Source organism: Pseudomonas sp. ZS1P83, from assembly GCF_054897825.1.
This window is the reverse complement of record NZ_CM142706.1, coordinates 555,792-571,067: the sequence shown is the minus strand read 5'-3', so window position 1 is coordinate 571,067 and position 15,276 is coordinate 555,792. Positions and strand designations below refer to the sequence as shown.

At 58.8% G+C, this 15,276-nt stretch carries 15 protein-coding genes; 12 read left to right on the top strand and 3 right to left on the bottom strand.

What is annotated here, in order from left to right:
* The first annotated feature begins 110 nt into the window (after nucleotides 1-110).
* The 9 genes from ACYZT0_RS02765 to pdeM all read left to right on the top strand — a co-directional run bounded on the left by ACYZT0_RS02765 (nucleotide 111) and on the right by pdeM (nucleotide 10,430).
* Nucleotides 111-1,145 (top strand): ligase-associated DNA damage response exonuclease, encoded by a 1,035-nt coding sequence (locus ACYZT0_RS02765; RefSeq protein WP_462044526.1) that lies wholly within the window; start codon nucleotides 111-113, stop codon nucleotides 1,143-1,145.
* Complete coding sequence (locus ACYZT0_RS02760) at nucleotides 1,142-2,830, top strand: ATP-dependent DNA ligase (RefSeq protein WP_462044525.1); 1,689 nt, start codon at nucleotides 1,142-1,144, stop codon at nucleotides 2,828-2,830. Before ACYZT0_RS02765 ends, ACYZT0_RS02760 begins: the two co-directional genes overlap by 4 nt.
* A gap of 206 nt (nucleotides 2,831-3,036) precedes the next feature.
* Complete coding sequence (locus ACYZT0_RS02755; RefSeq protein ID WP_462044524.1) at nucleotides 3,037-3,819, top strand: transporter substrate-binding domain-containing protein; 783 nt, start codon at nucleotides 3,037-3,039, stop codon at nucleotides 3,817-3,819.
* Nucleotides 3,820-3,875: 56 nt separating this feature from the next.
* Nucleotides 3,876-4,604, top strand: a complete 729-nt coding sequence (locus ACYZT0_RS02750; RefSeq protein ID WP_462033723.1) for an ABC transporter permease — start codon at nucleotides 3,876-3,878, stop codon at nucleotides 4,602-4,604.
* On the top strand, nucleotides 4,601-5,311 hold the full coding sequence (locus ACYZT0_RS02745; protein WP_462044523.1) for an ABC transporter permease: 711 nt from the start codon (nucleotides 4,601-4,603) through the stop codon (nucleotides 5,309-5,311). The genes ACYZT0_RS02750 and ACYZT0_RS02745 overlap by 4 nt, the downstream gene beginning before the upstream one ends.
* Before the next feature lie 29 nt (nucleotides 5,312-5,340).
* Nucleotides 5,341-6,459 (top strand): succinylglutamate desuccinylase/aspartoacylase family protein, encoded by a 1,119-nt coding sequence (locus ACYZT0_RS02740; protein ID WP_462044522.1) that lies wholly within the window; start codon nucleotides 5,341-5,343, stop codon nucleotides 6,457-6,459.
* A gap of 13 nt (nucleotides 6,460-6,472) precedes the next feature.
* Entirely contained in the window at nucleotides 6,473-7,237 is a 765-nt protein-coding gene (locus ACYZT0_RS02735; RefSeq protein ID WP_462044521.1) for an ABC transporter ATP-binding protein, read from the top strand.
* A gap of 59 nt (nucleotides 7,238-7,296) precedes the next feature.
* Complete coding sequence (locus tag ACYZT0_RS02730; RefSeq protein WP_462044520.1) at nucleotides 7,297-9,777, top strand: ligase-associated DNA damage response DEXH box helicase; 2,481 nt, start codon at nucleotides 7,297-7,299, stop codon at nucleotides 9,775-9,777.
* On the top strand, nucleotides 9,774-10,430 hold the full coding sequence (gene pdeM / locus ACYZT0_RS02725; RefSeq protein ID WP_462044519.1) for a ligase-associated DNA damage response endonuclease PdeM: 657 nt from the start codon (nucleotides 9,774-9,776) through the stop codon (nucleotides 10,428-10,430). The genes ACYZT0_RS02730 and pdeM overlap by 4 nt, the downstream gene beginning before the upstream one ends.
* 46 nt (nucleotides 10,431-10,476) lie before the next feature.
* Here pdeM and ACYZT0_RS02720 read toward each other — a convergent pair whose 3' ends face one another.
* Together ACYZT0_RS02720 and dcd are read right to left on the bottom strand one after the other, a co-directional pair.
* Complete coding sequence (locus ACYZT0_RS02720) at nucleotides 10,477-10,686, bottom strand: hypothetical protein (protein WP_282376892.1); 210 nt, start codon at nucleotides 10,684-10,686, stop codon at nucleotides 10,477-10,479.
* A 106-nt stretch (nucleotides 10,687-10,792) separates the two neighbouring features.
* On the bottom strand, nucleotides 10,793-11,359 hold the full coding sequence (dcd, locus tag ACYZT0_RS02715) for a dCTP deaminase (RefSeq protein ID WP_462044518.1): 567 nt from the start codon (nucleotides 11,357-11,359) through the stop codon (nucleotides 10,793-10,795).
* Nucleotides 11,360-11,715: 356 nt separating this feature from the next.
* Here dcd and ACYZT0_RS02710 point away from each other — a divergent pair, with 356 nt between their 5' ends.
* On the top strand, nucleotides 11,716-11,925 hold the full coding sequence (locus ACYZT0_RS02710) for a cold-shock protein (protein WP_002554837.1): 210 nt from the start codon (nucleotides 11,716-11,718) through the stop codon (nucleotides 11,923-11,925).
* Between the two features lie 111 nt (nucleotides 11,926-12,036).
* Here the strand turns inward: ACYZT0_RS02710 and ACYZT0_RS02705 are convergent, their stop codons facing one another.
* A complete protein-coding gene (locus ACYZT0_RS02705) occupies nucleotides 12,037-13,044 on the bottom strand; it encodes a DUF481 domain-containing protein (protein ID WP_462044517.1) in 1,008 nt (335 codons plus the stop codon).
* A gap of 165 nt (nucleotides 13,045-13,209) precedes the next feature.
* Between ACYZT0_RS02705 and ACYZT0_RS02700 the strand changes: the two genes are divergently transcribed.
* On the top strand, nucleotides 13,210-13,563 hold the full coding sequence (locus ACYZT0_RS02700; RefSeq protein WP_462044516.1) for an MGMT family protein: 354 nt from the start codon (nucleotides 13,210-13,212) through the stop codon (nucleotides 13,561-13,563).
* Between the two features lie 44 nt (nucleotides 13,564-13,607).
* Nucleotides 13,608-15,173, top strand: a complete 1,566-nt coding sequence (locus tag ACYZT0_RS02695) for an AmpG family muropeptide MFS transporter (RefSeq protein ID WP_462044515.1) — start codon at nucleotides 13,608-13,610, stop codon at nucleotides 15,171-15,173.
* Nucleotides 15,174-15,276: the final 103 nt, after the last annotated feature.

The following is a 15,276-nucleotide window of genomic DNA, read 5'->3' as shown; positions in this document are numbered from 1 at the left end:
GCATTCCCACGCGGAGCGTGAGAACGATCGGTAGCGGTTCTGAAACCAATAGAACTTCTCGCCTCGCGCCACCCTCATAGCTAACAAGTCCCTCCATTTTTGGTAACAACATGGATCTTGTTATCGCGCGTCCTGAAGGTTTGTACTGCCCCGCCGGCGATTTCTATATCGACCCGTGGCGGCCAGTCGAGCGTTCAGTCATCACCCATGCTCACGGCGACCATGCCCGTACCGGCAACCAGCATTACCTGGCGGCCGCTCCCGGCGAAGGGATTTTGCGTGCGCGATTGGGTCAGGATATCAACCTGCAAACCCTGCCTTACGGTCAACCTCTGACCCATCATGGCGTAACCCTGAGCTTTCACCCCGCCGGCCATGTGCTTGGCTCAGCCCAGGTGCGTCTGGAATACGGCGGTGAAGTCTGGGTCGCTTCGGGTGATTACAAGATCGAGCCCGACGGCACCTGCGCGCCGTTCGAACCCGTGCGTTGCGATACCTTCATCACTGAATCGACCTTTGGCCTGCCGATTTATCGCTGGCAACCCCAGGCGCAGGTCTTTGCCGAGATCAATCAGTGGTGGCAGGCCAATGCCGCCGCCGACAAAACCAGCGTGCTGTTCTGCTATTCCTTCGGCAAGGCCCAGCGCATTCTCCACGGCATCGACGCCAGCCTCGGCCCCATTCTGGTGCATGGCGCTGTGGAACCGCTGAACCGGGTGTATCGCGAGAGCGGTATTTACTTACCGCCAACGATCTATGCCGGCGAGGTCAAAAAGAGCGATCCGATGATGCGCAAAGCCTTGGTCATCGCCCCACCTTCTGCTGGCGGCAGTACCTGGATGCGCCGATTCGGCGACTACAGCGACGGCTTCGCGAGCGGCTGGATGCGTTTGCGTGGCACCCGGCGGCGGCGCGGCGTCGACCGTGGTTTCGTACTGTCTGACCACGCCGACTGGCCGGGCCTGCTCTGGGCCATCGAACAGACCGGTGCGGAACGGGTCATGGTGACCCATGGTTCGGTGGGCGTACTGGTGCGCTATCTGCGTGAACAGGGTCTTGATGCTCAGAGTTTCAGCACCGAGTACGGCGACGATGAGGAAGAAAATGTAGCCGTCGAACCCGAGCGCGCCGAGGTGCTGCCATGAAGGCCTTCGCCGAGTTGTACGCCGAACTCGACGCCACAACATCGAGCAACGCCAAACTCGCGGCGATGCAAAACTACTTCGCCAAAGCCGCGCCGGAAGATGCCGCATGGGCTGTTTACTTTTTGTCCGGTGGGCGACCTCGACAACTGGTGCCGGTGCGCATCCTGCGAGAGCTGGCGGTGGCGTTCTCCGGCCTCTCGCCGTGGTTGTTCGAAGAAAGTTATCAGGCGGTCGGCGATCTGGCGGAAACCATCTCACTGGTATTGCCCGAAGCACCTCACAGCTCCAATGACGGATTGGCGGTTTGGATTGAAGACAAACTGCTGCCACTGCGCGGTGAAACCCCGCAAGTCCTCGCCGAGCGACTGCCAGCCCTGTGGTCGCAACTGGACCGCCAGAGCCTGATGCTCTGCATCAAACTGATCACTGGCAGTTTCCGCGTCGGCGTATCCAAGTTGCTGGTAACCCGTGCCTTGGCGGCCATGGCCGGGCTCGACAGTAAACGAGTGGCCCAGCGACTGGTGGGTTACACCGACCTGTCCCACCGCCCGAGCGCGCCCGGTTACTTGAAGCTGATCGCCGCTGAATCAACTGACGAACATGCGCAACGTGGTGGTCAGCCCTACCCGTTTTTTCTCGCCCACGCGCTATCGCAACCCGTTGAACAATTCGAAGCCCTGCTTGGCCCTGCCAGCCACTGGCAAGTGGAATGGAAGTGGGACGGCATCCGCGCGCAGGTCGTCAAACGCGACGGGCGACTGTGGATCTGGTCGCGAGGTGAAGAGCTGGTCACCGAGCGCTTCCCCGAACTCGATAGTCTGGTTCACGGCTTGCCCGATGGTACGGTGATCGACGGTGAAATCGTCGCTTGGAAAACCGCACAACCCACCACCGAGGACGCCTTCAACCCTCCTTCCCCAGCCTCACCCGCGGTAAAACCTTTCGCTCTGCTGCAACAGCGGATCGGCCGTAAAACCCTGGACAAAAAAATTCTCGAAGCAGTGCCGGTGGTCGTCCTCGCCTACGACCTGCTGGAATGGCAGGGCGAAGACTGGCGCAATCAGACTCAGGCAACGCGTCGCACTCAGCTGGAACAGGTGGTTAAAACCTGCGCTAACCCGGTGCTGCTGCCCTCGCCTGTGCTCACTGGCAAAGACTGGTTCGACCTCGCCCGACAACGGGAAGCCTCCCGCAGTCTCGGTGTCGAAGGCATGATGCTCAAAGCTCGGGATGCGCTGTATGGCGTCGGGCGCACCAAGGACATGGGCATCTGGTGGAAATGGAAAGTCGACCCGTTCATCGTTGACGCGGTGCTGATCTATGCGCAACGCGGCCATGGTCGCCGCGCCAGTCTCTACAGCGATTACACCTTCGCGGTGTGGGACGGGCCGCCTGACGCGAGCAAACGCACCCTGGTGCCGTTCGCCAAGGCCTATTCAGGGCTGACCGACGAAGAAATGCGCCAGGTCGACAGCATCGTACGCAAGACCACCGTAGAGAAATTCGGGCCGGTGAGCAGTGTGACGCCGAGTCTGGTGTTCGAACTGGGATTTGAGGGCATCGCCCTGTCCAAACGGCACAAGAGCGGGATTGCAGTGCGGTTTCCGAGGATGTTGCGCTGGCGGCAGGATAAGTCGGTTGAAGAGGCTGACAATCTTGGGACGTTGCAGGATTTACTCAGCTGACTATCAGGTTATGCTCCACGCCAGTGCATCAAATTTTCAACGCCCGTTTTCGTGCACGAATAGCGTATTGCCACTTCTTGTATTACCTTTTAAAACGCTTGTTCGGGACTCTGGTTCGGAAATTGCTACTTTCAGTAGGTCTTACGCTTTCCAGTAACAATAATTCTGCGCCACACGCGCTCATATTGGTTCTTAGGGATTGAATAATGAAAAAAGCATTGCTGACCCTTTCTGCACTGGCGTTGTGCATGGCTGCCGGCTCCGCGCTGGCGAAGGAATACAAAGAATTGCGTTTTGGCGTTGACCCTTCCTACGCTCCGTTTGAATCGAAAGCGGCTGACGGTAGCCTGGTAGGCTTCGACATCGATCTGGGTAACGCGATCTGCGCCGAGCTGAAGGTCAAGTGCAAATGGGTCGAAAGCGATTTCGACGGCATGATTCCGGGCCTGAAGGCCAACAAATTCGACGGTGTTATCTCTTCGATGACCGTCACCCCGGCCCGCGAAAAAGTCATCGACTTCTCCAGCGAGCTGTTCTCCGGCCCGACGTCCTTCGTGTTCAAGAAAGGTTCTGGCATTACTGCAGAAACCGCTTCGCTGAAGGGTAAAAAAGTCGGTTACGAGCAAGGCACGATCCAGGAAGCCTACGCCAAAGCCGTGCTGGACAAGGCCGGCGTGACTACTCAGGCCTACGCTAACCAGGACCAGGTCTATGCTGACCTCACTTCCGGTCGACTGGACGCCTCGATTCAGGACATGTTGCAAGCCGAACTGGGCTTTTTGAAGTCGCCACAAGGTGCAGATTACGAAGTCAGCAAGCCAGTTGACGATCCTCTGCTGCCAGCCAAAACGGCTGTCGGTATCTCTAAAGGTAACAAAGACCTCAAGGCGCTTTTGGATAAAGGTATCAAAGCGTTACACGACGACGGCACCTACGCCACCATTCAAAAGAAACACTTTGGCGATCTGAATCTGTTCAGCGGCAAATAATGCCCGGCGCCCATCTCACGATGGGCGCTTTTTTCATCCGATCAGGTTGCTGATTTATGTTCGAAAACCTACTACAAAACCTGGGGCTCTCAGCCTTCAGCCTCAAGGGCTTCGGTCCGTTGCTGATGGAAGGCACCTGGATGACTATCAAATTATCAGCGTTGTCGCTGCTGGTGGCCGTGTTGCTTGGCCTGCTCGGCGCCACAGCCAAACTGTCAAAAGTCAAACTGGTGCGGGTTCCGGCCCAGCTCTACACCACACTGATTCGCGGTGTGCCGGACCTGGTGCTGATGCTGTTGATTTTCTACAGCCTGCAAACCTGGTTGACGTCGTTTACCGATTTCATGGAATGGGAATACATCGAGATCAACCCGTTCAGCGCAGGGGTCATCACCCTGGGCTTCATTTATGGCGCGTATTTCACCGAAACCTTCCGCGGGGCGATCCTCGCTGTGCCTCGGGGTCAGGTCGAAGCCGCCACCGCTTATGGCCTCAAACGCGGCCAGCGTTTTCGTATCGTGGTGTTCCCGCAGATGATGCGTTTCGCCCTGCCGGGCATCGGTAACAACTGGATGGTGATGCTCAAGGCCACCGCGCTTGTCTCGATCATCGGCCTTGCCGACCTGGTCAAGGCTGCGCAGGATGCCGGTAAAAGCACCTATCAACTGTTCTACTTCCTGGTGCTGGCAGCCGTGATTTACCTGCTGATCACCAGCGCGTCCAACGTCGTCCTGCGCTGGCTCGAACGCCGCTACGCCGCCGGTTCCCGGGAGGCCGTACGATGATCGAACTCCTGCAGGAATATTGGAAACCTTTCCTTTATACCGACGGCTACAACATCACAGGCCTGGCCATGACCCTGTGGCTGCTCAGTGCGTCGATCTTCATCGGTTTCCTGGTGTCGATTCCACTCTCCATCGCCCGGGTTTCGCCGCACGTCTACATCCGCTGGCCAGTGCAGTTCTACACCTACCTGTTTCGGGGTACGCCGCTCTATATCCAGCTGCTGATTTTCTACACCGGTATCTACAGCCTGGCCAGCGTGCGCGCCCAGCCAGTACTCGATGCGTTCTTTCGCGATGCGATGAATTGCACCATCCTGGCCTTCGCCCTGAATACCTGCGCCTACACCACGGAGATTTTCGCCGGGGCAATTCGCAGCATGGCTCATGGTGAAGTCGAAGCGGCCAAGGCTTACGGTCTGACAGGCTGGAAGCTTTATGCCTACGTGATCATGCCTTCGGCCCTGCGTCGTTCGTTGCCTTATTACAGCAACGAAGTGATTCTGATGCTGCACTCGACCACCGTGGCGTTCACTGCGACCATCCCGGACATATTGAAAGTCGCGCGGGATGCCAACTCGGCGACCTTCCTGACCTTCCAGTCGTTCGGCATCGCCGCGCTGATCTACCTGACGGTTACCTTTGCGCTGGTCGGCCTGTTCCGCCTCGCCGAACGCCGATGGCTGGCCTTCCTCGGGCCGACCCACTAGGACCTGCTTTCAGGAATAAAGAGACGAACATGCGCCACCAGATTCATGACCTGCTGGCCCCACTGCCGGGGACCGCACGACAGATTCACAGCTTCCACTTCGGCCCTGAGTCGGCCAAAGGCAAGATCTACATCCAGTCATCCCTGCATGCCGACGAAATGCCGGGCATGCTGGTGGCCTGGCACCTCAAGCAACGTCTGGCGGAGCTGGAAGCCGCCGGCCGCCTGCGCAGCGAAATCGTACTGGTACCGATAGCCAACCCGGTGGGCCTCGAACAAGTGCTGATGGATGTGCCGCTGGGCCGTTACGAACTCGACAGTGGGCAGAACTTCAATCGCTGGTTCGTCGATGTGAGCGAAGCCGTCGGCAACGAGATCGAAGGCCAACTCGGCGACGATCCGCAGCTCAACCTCGAACTGATTCGCAGCTGCCTGCGCAATGCCCTCGCTCAGCAGACTGCCAGCACGCAACTGCAATCCCAGCGCCTGACCCTGCAACGGCTGGCCTGCGATGCCGACATGGTGCTGGACCTGCATTGTGATTTCGAAGCGGTCGCCCACCTTTACACCACGCCCGAGGCCTGGCCGCAGGTCGAGCCGCTGGCGCGGTACATCGGGGCCGAAGCCAGTCTGCTGGCCACCGATTCCGGCGGTCAGTCGTTCGATGAATGCTTCACCCTGCTTTGGTGGCAGTTGAAGGAGCGCTTCGGCGAACACTTCGACATTCCGTTGGGCAGTTTTTCGGTCACCGTTGAATTGCGCGGTCAGGGCGACGTCAATCACCCTTTGGCCAGCCTCGATTGCCAGGCGCTGATCGATTACCTGATTCACTTCGGCGCGATTGCTGGCGAACCTGCTTCGCTGCCCGAGCTGCCCTACCCCGCCACACCGCTGGCCGGCGTTGAACCGGTGGCAACAGCGGTCGGCGGGCTGCTGGTGTTCACCGCGCTGCCAGGGGAATACCTCGAAGCCGGGCAACTGATCGCTGAAATCATCGACCCGATCTTTGATCGCGTCACCCCCGTTCATTGCACCGTCGCCGGATTAATGTACGCCCGCTCGCTACGGCGCATGGCCACTGCCGGCATGGTGATCGCGCACGTCGCGGGCTCCGAGGCCTATCGCAGCGGCTACCTACTTTCGCCTTGAGGATGCATGCCCCATGTACAAACTGACCATCGAAGGCCTGCATAAAAGCTATGGCGATCACAACGTGCTCAAAGGTGTTTCACTCAAGGCCAACACCGGCGACGTCATCAGCCTGATCGGCGCCAGTGGCTCGGGCAAAAGTACCTTCCTGCGTTGCATCAACTTTCTTGAACAGCCCAACGACGGCGCCATGAGCCTGGACGGCCAGAACATCCGCATGATCAAGGATCGCCACGGCATGCACGTGGCCGACGCCAATGAACTGCAACGGATTCGTACCCGCCTGGCCATGGTGTTCCAGCACTTCAACTTGTGGAGCCACATGACCGTGCTGGAAAACATCACCATGGCGCCGCGCCAGGTGCTGGGTTGCAGTAAGAAAGAGGCCGAAGACCGTGCCCGACGTTACCTCGACAAGGTCGGGCTGGCGGCGCGAGTGGCCGATCAGTACCCGGCGTTCCTGTCCGGCGGTCAACAGCAACGGGTCGCCATTGCCCGCGCATTGGCCATGGAACCGGAAGTCATGCTGTTCGACGAACCGACCTCCGCACTGGACCCGGAACTGGTGGGCGAAGTACTCAAAGTGATCCAGGGCCTGGCCGAAGAAGGCAGGACCATGATCATGGTCACCCACGAAATGAGCTTCGCCCGCAAAGTATCGAGTCAGGTGTTGTTCCTGCACCAAGGGTTGGTGGAGGAAGAAGGCGCACCGGAAGACGTGTTGGGCAATCCGAAAAGTGAGCGGCTGAAGCAGTTCCTGAGCGGTAACCTCAAGTAAAACTAATCCCGTGCCGGCGTGGTCACTGAAAGAGGACTTTCAGAGCGCACACGGCCGGCATGGGAACCTCCCCCGACTTCGCAAAACAATGGTTCACCGCCCGCGGCTGGAAGCCGTTCGTCTTTCAGAAACACGTGTGGGCGGCCGTTAAACGCGGTGAGTCCGGGTTGCTGCATGCCAGCACCGGCGCCGGTAAAACCTACGCCGTCTGGTTTGGCGCGCTTAATCGCTACGCCTCTTCTTTTGAACAACCTCGAAAACGAAAAACGGTTGCCGAACCGCTGACGGTGCTGTGGATAACGCCCATGCGCGCCCTTGCCGCCGACACCGCTCGCGCACTGGAAGCCCCGCTACACGACCTGCAGATTCCGTGGAGCGTCGGCCTGCGAACCGGCGACACCAGCAGCAGCGAACGTGCGCGTCAGAGTCGGCGATTGCCCACCACGCTAATCACCACCCCGGAAAGTCTTACCCTGATGCTCGCCCGTGCTGACGCACACACTGCGCTGTCGACCCTGCGCATGGTGGTGGTCGACGAATGGCACGAACTGCTGGGCAACAAGCGCGGCGTGCAACTGCAACTGGCCCTAGCCCGGTTGCGCCGCTGGCATCCGGCGCTGATTGTCTGGGGCGTTTCCGCGACCCTGGGTAATCAGGCCCACGCCGAACAGGTATTAATCCCACAGGGCGCAGGCATCAGCGTTCAGGGCCAAACCCATAAAGAACTACGCATCGACACGCTGCTACCGCCCGCCACCGAGCGATTTCCATGGGCCGGGCACATCGGGCTGAAGATGTTGCCGCAGGTCATCGCCGAGATCGATTCCAGCCCCAGCAGCCTGGTGTTCACCAACACCCGTGCGCAATCGGAGATCTGGTATCACGCCCTATTGGATGCGCGCCCCGATTGGGCTGGATTGATTGCCCTGCATCACAGTTCACTGTCACGAGACACGCGTGACTGGGTCGAGCGCGCCCTCAAGGAAGGTCAGCTCAAAGCCGTTGTCTGCACGTCCAGTCTGGATTTGGGGGTGGACTTCCTGCCAGTGGAACGCGTGCTGCAAATCGGTTCGGCCAAAGGCGTGGCGCGACTGATGCAGCGTGCGGGCCGTTCCGGTCATGCACCTGGGCGGGTTTCACGGGTGACGCTGGTGCCAACGCACAGCCTCGAACTGATCGAGGCTGCGGCGGCACGGGACGCCGTAACACAACGGCAAATTGAACCACGCGAGTCTCCCCATAAACCGCTGGATGTGCTCGTTCAGCATCTGGTCAGCATGGCGCTGGGAGGGGGTTTTCAGCCCGATGAGTTGTACGAGGAAGTACGCGGCGCCTGGGCTTATCGCGACCTTACGCCGGCGGACTGGACGTGGGCGTTGGCTTTCGTACGCCACGGCGGACTTTCCCTGACGGCTTATCCGGATTATCGCCGGGTCGAACCGGATGAACACGGTGTCTGGCGCGTACCCGATGCGCGCTTGGCCCGCCGACATCGCCTGAGCATCGGCACCATCGTCAGCGACGCGAGCATTCAGTTGAAGTTCTGGAGCAAGGGTGGCGGCGGCAAGCAATTGGGCAGCATCGAGGAAGGTTTTATCGCACGGCTCAAGCCCGGCGACGGTTTTCTGTTCGCGGGGCGCTTGCTGGAGTTGGTGCGGGTGGAAAACATGACCGCCTATGTAAAACGCAGCATCGCGAAAAAAGCTGCGGTGCCGCGATGGAATGGCGGGCGCATGCCATTGTCCAGCGAGTTGGCCAGTGCGGTGGTCGCGCGCTTTAGTGCGGCGGCGCAGGGCGAGTTCGCTGGGCCGGAAATGCAGGCGCTGCGCCCACTTTTAGAGGTGCAACAACGCTGGTCCGGGCTACCGACCTCGGACACTTTGCTGGCCGAAACACTGAAATCACGCGAAGGCTGGCACCTTTTCCTCTACCCATTCGCCGGGCGTCAGGTACATCTGGGGTTGGCGAGTTTGATGGCATGGCGGGTCAGTCAGCAGCAGGCGGTGACGTTTTCTATTGCGGTGAATGATTACGGGCTGGAATTGCTCAGCGCTACCTGCGTGGATTGGTCCGACCCTCTGCCCACCGGACTATTAAGTCCGGAGCATCTGCTCAGGGACGTGCTCGCCAGTCTGAATGCCGGTGAACTCGCGCTTCGCCGATTTCGGGAAATCGCACGAATTGCCGGTCTGGTGTTTGCCGGCTACCCCGGCGCACCGAAAAGCACTCGCCAAGTTCAGGCCTCGAGCGGGTTGTTCTTCGAAGTGTTCAAGCAATACGACGCCGGGAATCTGCTACTGGCCCAGGCAGGGGAAGAAGTCCTGCGGGAGGAATTGGATATTCATCGACTGAAACAGACGCTGGAGCGGATCAACCGACTGAAACTGGACCTGCATCACATCAAACGTCCTACGCCGCTCGGGTTTCCGCTGCTGGTGGAGCGCATGCGGGAAAGCATGAGTTCGGAAAAACTCGCGGATCGCATCAGGCGCATGGTCACAGATCTTGAAAAAACCGCCGGCACCGGGAAAGCCAGATGAATACGCCCTATCCCGTGCAATTGGCTGGCGAAGAATTGTGGCTGCTGCCAGAAAAAGCCCTCTACTGGCCCGACCAACAAGCGCTGCTGATTGCCGACGTGCATTTCGGCAAGGCTGCGGCCTATCGAAGCCTCGGCCAACCCGTGCCTCATGGCACCACCGCCAGCAACATTGCCGTGCTGGACGGAATTTTGGCCGCCTTGCCCTGCCGTCAGCTGATTTTCCTCGGAGATTTTCTTCACGGCCCCGGTTCCCACGCAACGGCCACACTGAACGCCTTGGCTGAATGGCGCGCCCGACACCGCGATTTGCCTATGACACTGATCCGCGGCAACCACGACAAGCGCGCGGGCGATCCGCCGGCATCGTTAAACATTCGTGTGGTGCCCGAGCCGTTGCTGCTGGGGCCGTTCGCCTTGCAGCATGAACCTGACCCGCATCCATTCCGGCATGTGCTCGCCGGGCATGTGCATCCCGTTTATCGGCTGAACGGTAGAGGTCGACAAAGTTTGCGACTGGCGTGCTTCAGACTGGGAGAGCACATCAGTCTGCTGCCGGCTTTCGGCGCGTTTACCGGCGGCTATCAGGTCGAACGGGACGATAGCTGTAGGATCTTTGTCATAGGCGACAACGAAATATGGCCAGTCAGCTGATGTCTTTAAGGACATCAGCTGACTGGCCATTCATTTCAGCTACAGATCAAGCTACAGGCGCGGGAGGCGGCTCATCCGGCAGGGTGGGCTCACCGGGCTCCGTAGGTTGTTCGTTGGGCGTATCGGGATCAGGCTGACCGGGAATTCCCCCTGCCATGCTGATGGGTGGATGTGCCAACAAGGACCAGGCCAAAACGCCAACCTGATTGGGCTCAAGCTTTGCCAGTTCGGCACTTATTCGCGGATCGATCTTCATAGAGCACTCCTGAGCGATGGCCCCGTCCGCATCGCGCGAACCGGGCAGTACACCCAATAGAGTATCTACTCGCTCAAGAATTCCCACGACTTGCCAGACAAACCGATCAGGTGCGTGGCAGGGTGACGCCGCGCTGGCCCTGATACTTGCCGCCACGGTCCTTGTAGGACACTTCGCACTCTTCGTCGGATTCGAAGAACAGCATCTGAGCCACACCTTCGTTGGCGTAGATTTTTGCCGGCAACGTAGTGGTATTAGAGAATTCAAGGGTCACGTGGCCTTCCCACTCAGGCTCAAGCGGTGTCACGTTGACGATAATGCCGCAACGAGCGTAGGTGCTTTTACCCAGGCAGATAGTCAGCACATTGCGCGGAATACGGAAGAATTCCACGGTGCGCGCCAAGGCAAAGGAGTTCGGCGGGATGATGCAGACATCGCTTTTGACGTCGACGAAGCTCTTCTCGTCGAAGTTCTTCGGATCAACGGTCGCCGAATTGATGTTGGTGAACACTTTGAATTCATCGGCGCAGCGTACGTCGTAGCCATAGCTCGACACGCCGTAGGAAATCACTCGGTCGGCGCCTTCGCCGCGCATCTGGCGCTCTACGAAGGGCTCGATCATGGCGTGCTCTTGCGCCATGCGGCGAATCCACTTGTCCGATTTGATGCTCATGGCGGGTGTCCTGAATAGCGAGGTGGAAAAAATCTGTCCGGCATCTTACCGGGCGCGCGCTTCGGGTTCAAAGTCCGAGGCACACAATTCTCGCCAATCCCCCGTGAAATCTGGCCCTTCGCCGCAATCGGGTGCACCGTCAGTCATGAAAACAGAGAAACCTTCGCAGGAAGCATTGGCACGTTCCGGAAAAAGGGTTAAGGTGGCGCCACTGTGCTGCTTGTGTCACTGAGAATCTCTACACGATATGTTGAATTTCGATCCAACCATCTACAAGAATTTTTCCTGCTCTTTGCACTCAGTCTCGGCCAGGGTTCTTCCTGCGTCGCAGTTATCTTTGTTCAAGGAGTTACACCATGTCTAATCGCCAAACTGGTACCGTTAAGTGGTTCAACGATGAAAAAGGCTTCGGCTTCATCACTCCACAATCCGGTGACGACCTGTTCGTTCACTTCAAAGCTATCCAATCCGACGGCTTCAAAAGCCTGAAAGAAGGCCAACAGGTTTCTTTCATCGCTACCCGCGGTCAGAAAGGCATGCAAGCTGAAGAAGTTCAAGTTATCTAACTTGTACTTGCTTTAGTAAAAAGCCCCGCCCTCAAAAGCGGGGCTTTTTTGTGCCTGTCTATTTTGCAGGCAAAAAAATATCGCAGCCCATGGCTGCGATTTTTTTGCGTCTTACCAGGCCACGCCAAACCCTGCGGTGTAGCGGGTCTTGTCCAGATCGGCATCGTCGGTACCGCTGATAATGTCTCGCTCGGCCTTCAGGTTAAGCGACGCCCAGTCGGTCACCTTGTAGCGCAAGCCCATTTCGGCATCTAGCGCGTAATCCGCCACGCCCGACAACGGCTTACCCACTTCGCCATTGGTGAAGAACTCCACCTTCTTACCGATCAGGTAGCGGTTGTAATCCCATTTCATCGCCACAGAATAGAAGTTTTCTTTGCCGCCGTTGGCGAACTCATAGTCCGTGCGGTTGACCAGCGAGCCCAGGGAGAATGCACCCAACTCGTTGTCCCAGAACTGGTAACCAGGGCCTGTACCGACCGTGCGCTGGCGGGAAAGCTCTTCAACCTTGTCGCGTTTATAGACCGCGCGACCCTGCCAGAACCATTTCTCGGTCAGGAAGCGGTCGAGCGAGTATTCAGCCCGCCAGTTGTCGGTGGTGACTACGTCATCCTGAAACTCGCGGTTGTACTCGCCTTCCGCCGTGTGCCGCCACCGACCATGGCGCGCAGTGGTTTTGAAGCCAACGTCGTAGTCATCGGTGTCTTTTTCTGCCCGCTGATAATCAAGCGCCGCGTCGACATTCCCCTTCCACACCAGATCCTCGATCACAGGTTTTGGCTTGAGAATCTGCTGGATACTGGCCAGCTCGACGGTCTTGGGAGCGTCGCCATTGGCCAAGGTGACCTTGCCGTCATCTGCCGCATGCAGCGCCTTGGCCTTTTCGCCAGTGTAGGCATCCTGCTTGACCAGCAGTTGCTGATCACTTTCCAGGGTTTTAACCTGCTTCCAGTCGATCGGGACGGCACCGGCGTATTCGGTCTGGATCAACAGCTTGCCGCCATCGAAAACGGTGATCTTGCCGCTCAGCTTGTCACCGTTCTTCAACCAGACGGTATCGGCGAGTAAGGGTGTGGAAGCACTGGCGACAGCGAGGCACAGCAGGGTTCTAGACAACATAAGCAAATACAGGCTCAAGTTTGCGAAAAAAAGTCGGCATTATCCGTAGGAATAAGACCCTAACAAGGACTGACCCGACTAATTCTATTGAGTTCATTTCTCAATGGGTGATCCAGGATTTACTCTACAGACGGTAATGCGAAACTTTTTTCAGGAACTGCGGACGTGACCGACTCAACCACTGAAACCGACAGTCCGGCGCAAATCCGACGCACGGCGCTCTACCTGACTCTGGCCCAAGTCCCCGAGGGCAAAGTCGTGAGTTACGGGCAGCTTGCCGAGCTGGCGGGATTGGGTCGCGCCGCCCGCTTCGTCGGGCGGACATTGAGCCAACTGCCGGGTGACAGCAAATTACCCTGGCATCGTGTGCTCGGTGCCGGCGGGCGTATCAGCCTGCCGGTAGGCAGCCCTTCGGGGGATGAACAACGCGCGCGTTTGCGCCTGGAGGGCATCAGTATCCTGAACAATCGTGTTGATATTCAGCGCCATGGCTGGCGCCCGGTAGAGCACAGCGGTTAGAGTGCGCGCTTTGTTTCCGTATTTGTTGAGGCAGACTTCAGCCCATGCCCCGTAAAACCTGGCGCGCCGCGCTCGCCGCCTATGCCAGCCCCTCGACGCTCGTACTCTTGCTGCTTGGTTTCGCCGCCGGCCTGCCCTACATGCTGGTGTTTTCGACACTTTCGGTCTGGCTGCGCGAAGCCGGCGTAGCTCGCGAAACCATCGGCTATGCAAGCCTGATCGGCCTGGCCTATGCCTTTAAGTGGGTCTGGTCACCGCTGCTCGACCAATGGCGCCTGCCATTGCTCGGCAAGCTCGGTCGACGACGTTCGTGGCTGGTGCTTTCCCAGGCGCTGGTCATCCTCGGTCTGATCGGGATGGGTTTCTGCGACCCGCAAAAGCATTTGTCCTGGCTGATCGCCATTGCTGTGGTCGTCGCCTTCGCCTCCGCGACGCAAGACATTGCGGTCGACGCCTATCGCCTGGAAATCGCCGACGACAGTCGCCAGGCCGCGCTCGCCGCCAGTTATATGTCTGGTTATCGGATCGCTGCGCTGCTGGCCACCGCCGGTGCCCTGTTCTTCGCTGAAGGCTTCGGTTCCACCGGCTTCAACTATAAGCATTCGGCATGGGCCGGCACCTACATCCTGTTCGGCGCCTTGATGGTTCCGGCGCTGCTGACCTCCTTTTTCATGCGCGAACCGCCGGTGCCGCTGCGCACCCAGCTTCAGGCCGGGCGCTACAGCTTTGTACATCAACTGGCGTCGGTGTTCGTACTGATCGTGCTGCTGGTGTCCGTACCGGCCATGTTCACCCAGCTCTACAACACCGATTTCGCCAGCGTGCTGTTCAAAGGCGTGAGCGTGCTCGACCTGCTGCTCGAAGACCGCGCGCTCCTGCGGGCAATCCTCTACACCACGCTCACGGCTATATGCCTGTCGGCCATAGGCCGCCGCGGCTTGGCACCAGTGCTGACGCCGGTCAACGATTTCATTCTGCGTTACCGCTGGCAAGCTTTGCTGCTGCTTGGCCTGATCGCCACCTATCGGATGTCCGATACGGTCATGGGCGTGATGGCCAACGTGTTCTACATCGATCAGGGCTTCACCAAGGATCAGATTGCCAGCGTCAGCAAGATCTTTGGCCTGATCATGACCCTGGTTGGTGCCGGCATGGGCGGCCTGCTGATCGTGCGCTTCGGCATCCTGCCAATCCTGTTCATCGGTGGTATTACATCGGCCGGCACCAATCTGCTGTTCCTGATGCTGGCCGACATGGGCGCCAACCTGAACATGCTGATCCTTACTATTTCCCTGGATAACTTCAGCTCGGGCCTGGCGACTTCGGCGTTCGTCGCTTACCTGTCGAGCCTGACCAACCTCAAATTCTCCGCAACCCAGTACGCCCTGCTCAGTTCGATCATGCTCTTGCTGCCACGCCTGATCGGCGGCTACTCGGGGGTCATGGTGGAGAAGTTCGGCTATCACAACTTCTTCCTGATCACCGCCCTGTTGGGCGTGCCGACCCTGCTGTTGATCGCCTTGCACTGGTTCCAGGAGAGCCGTCGTGCAGGTCCGACACCAACGCCAACGCCCGAACCGGTTCCGACCCAGGTCGCGGAAGAATCGTAGGAAGCTTCGCAGAGGGCGCGGTGATTCCCGCCCTCCTGCCGACCGCACGCCTGTACGCCAGCAGATCTCGCCCGTACAATGCTCCGTCATTTCTCGTCATCAG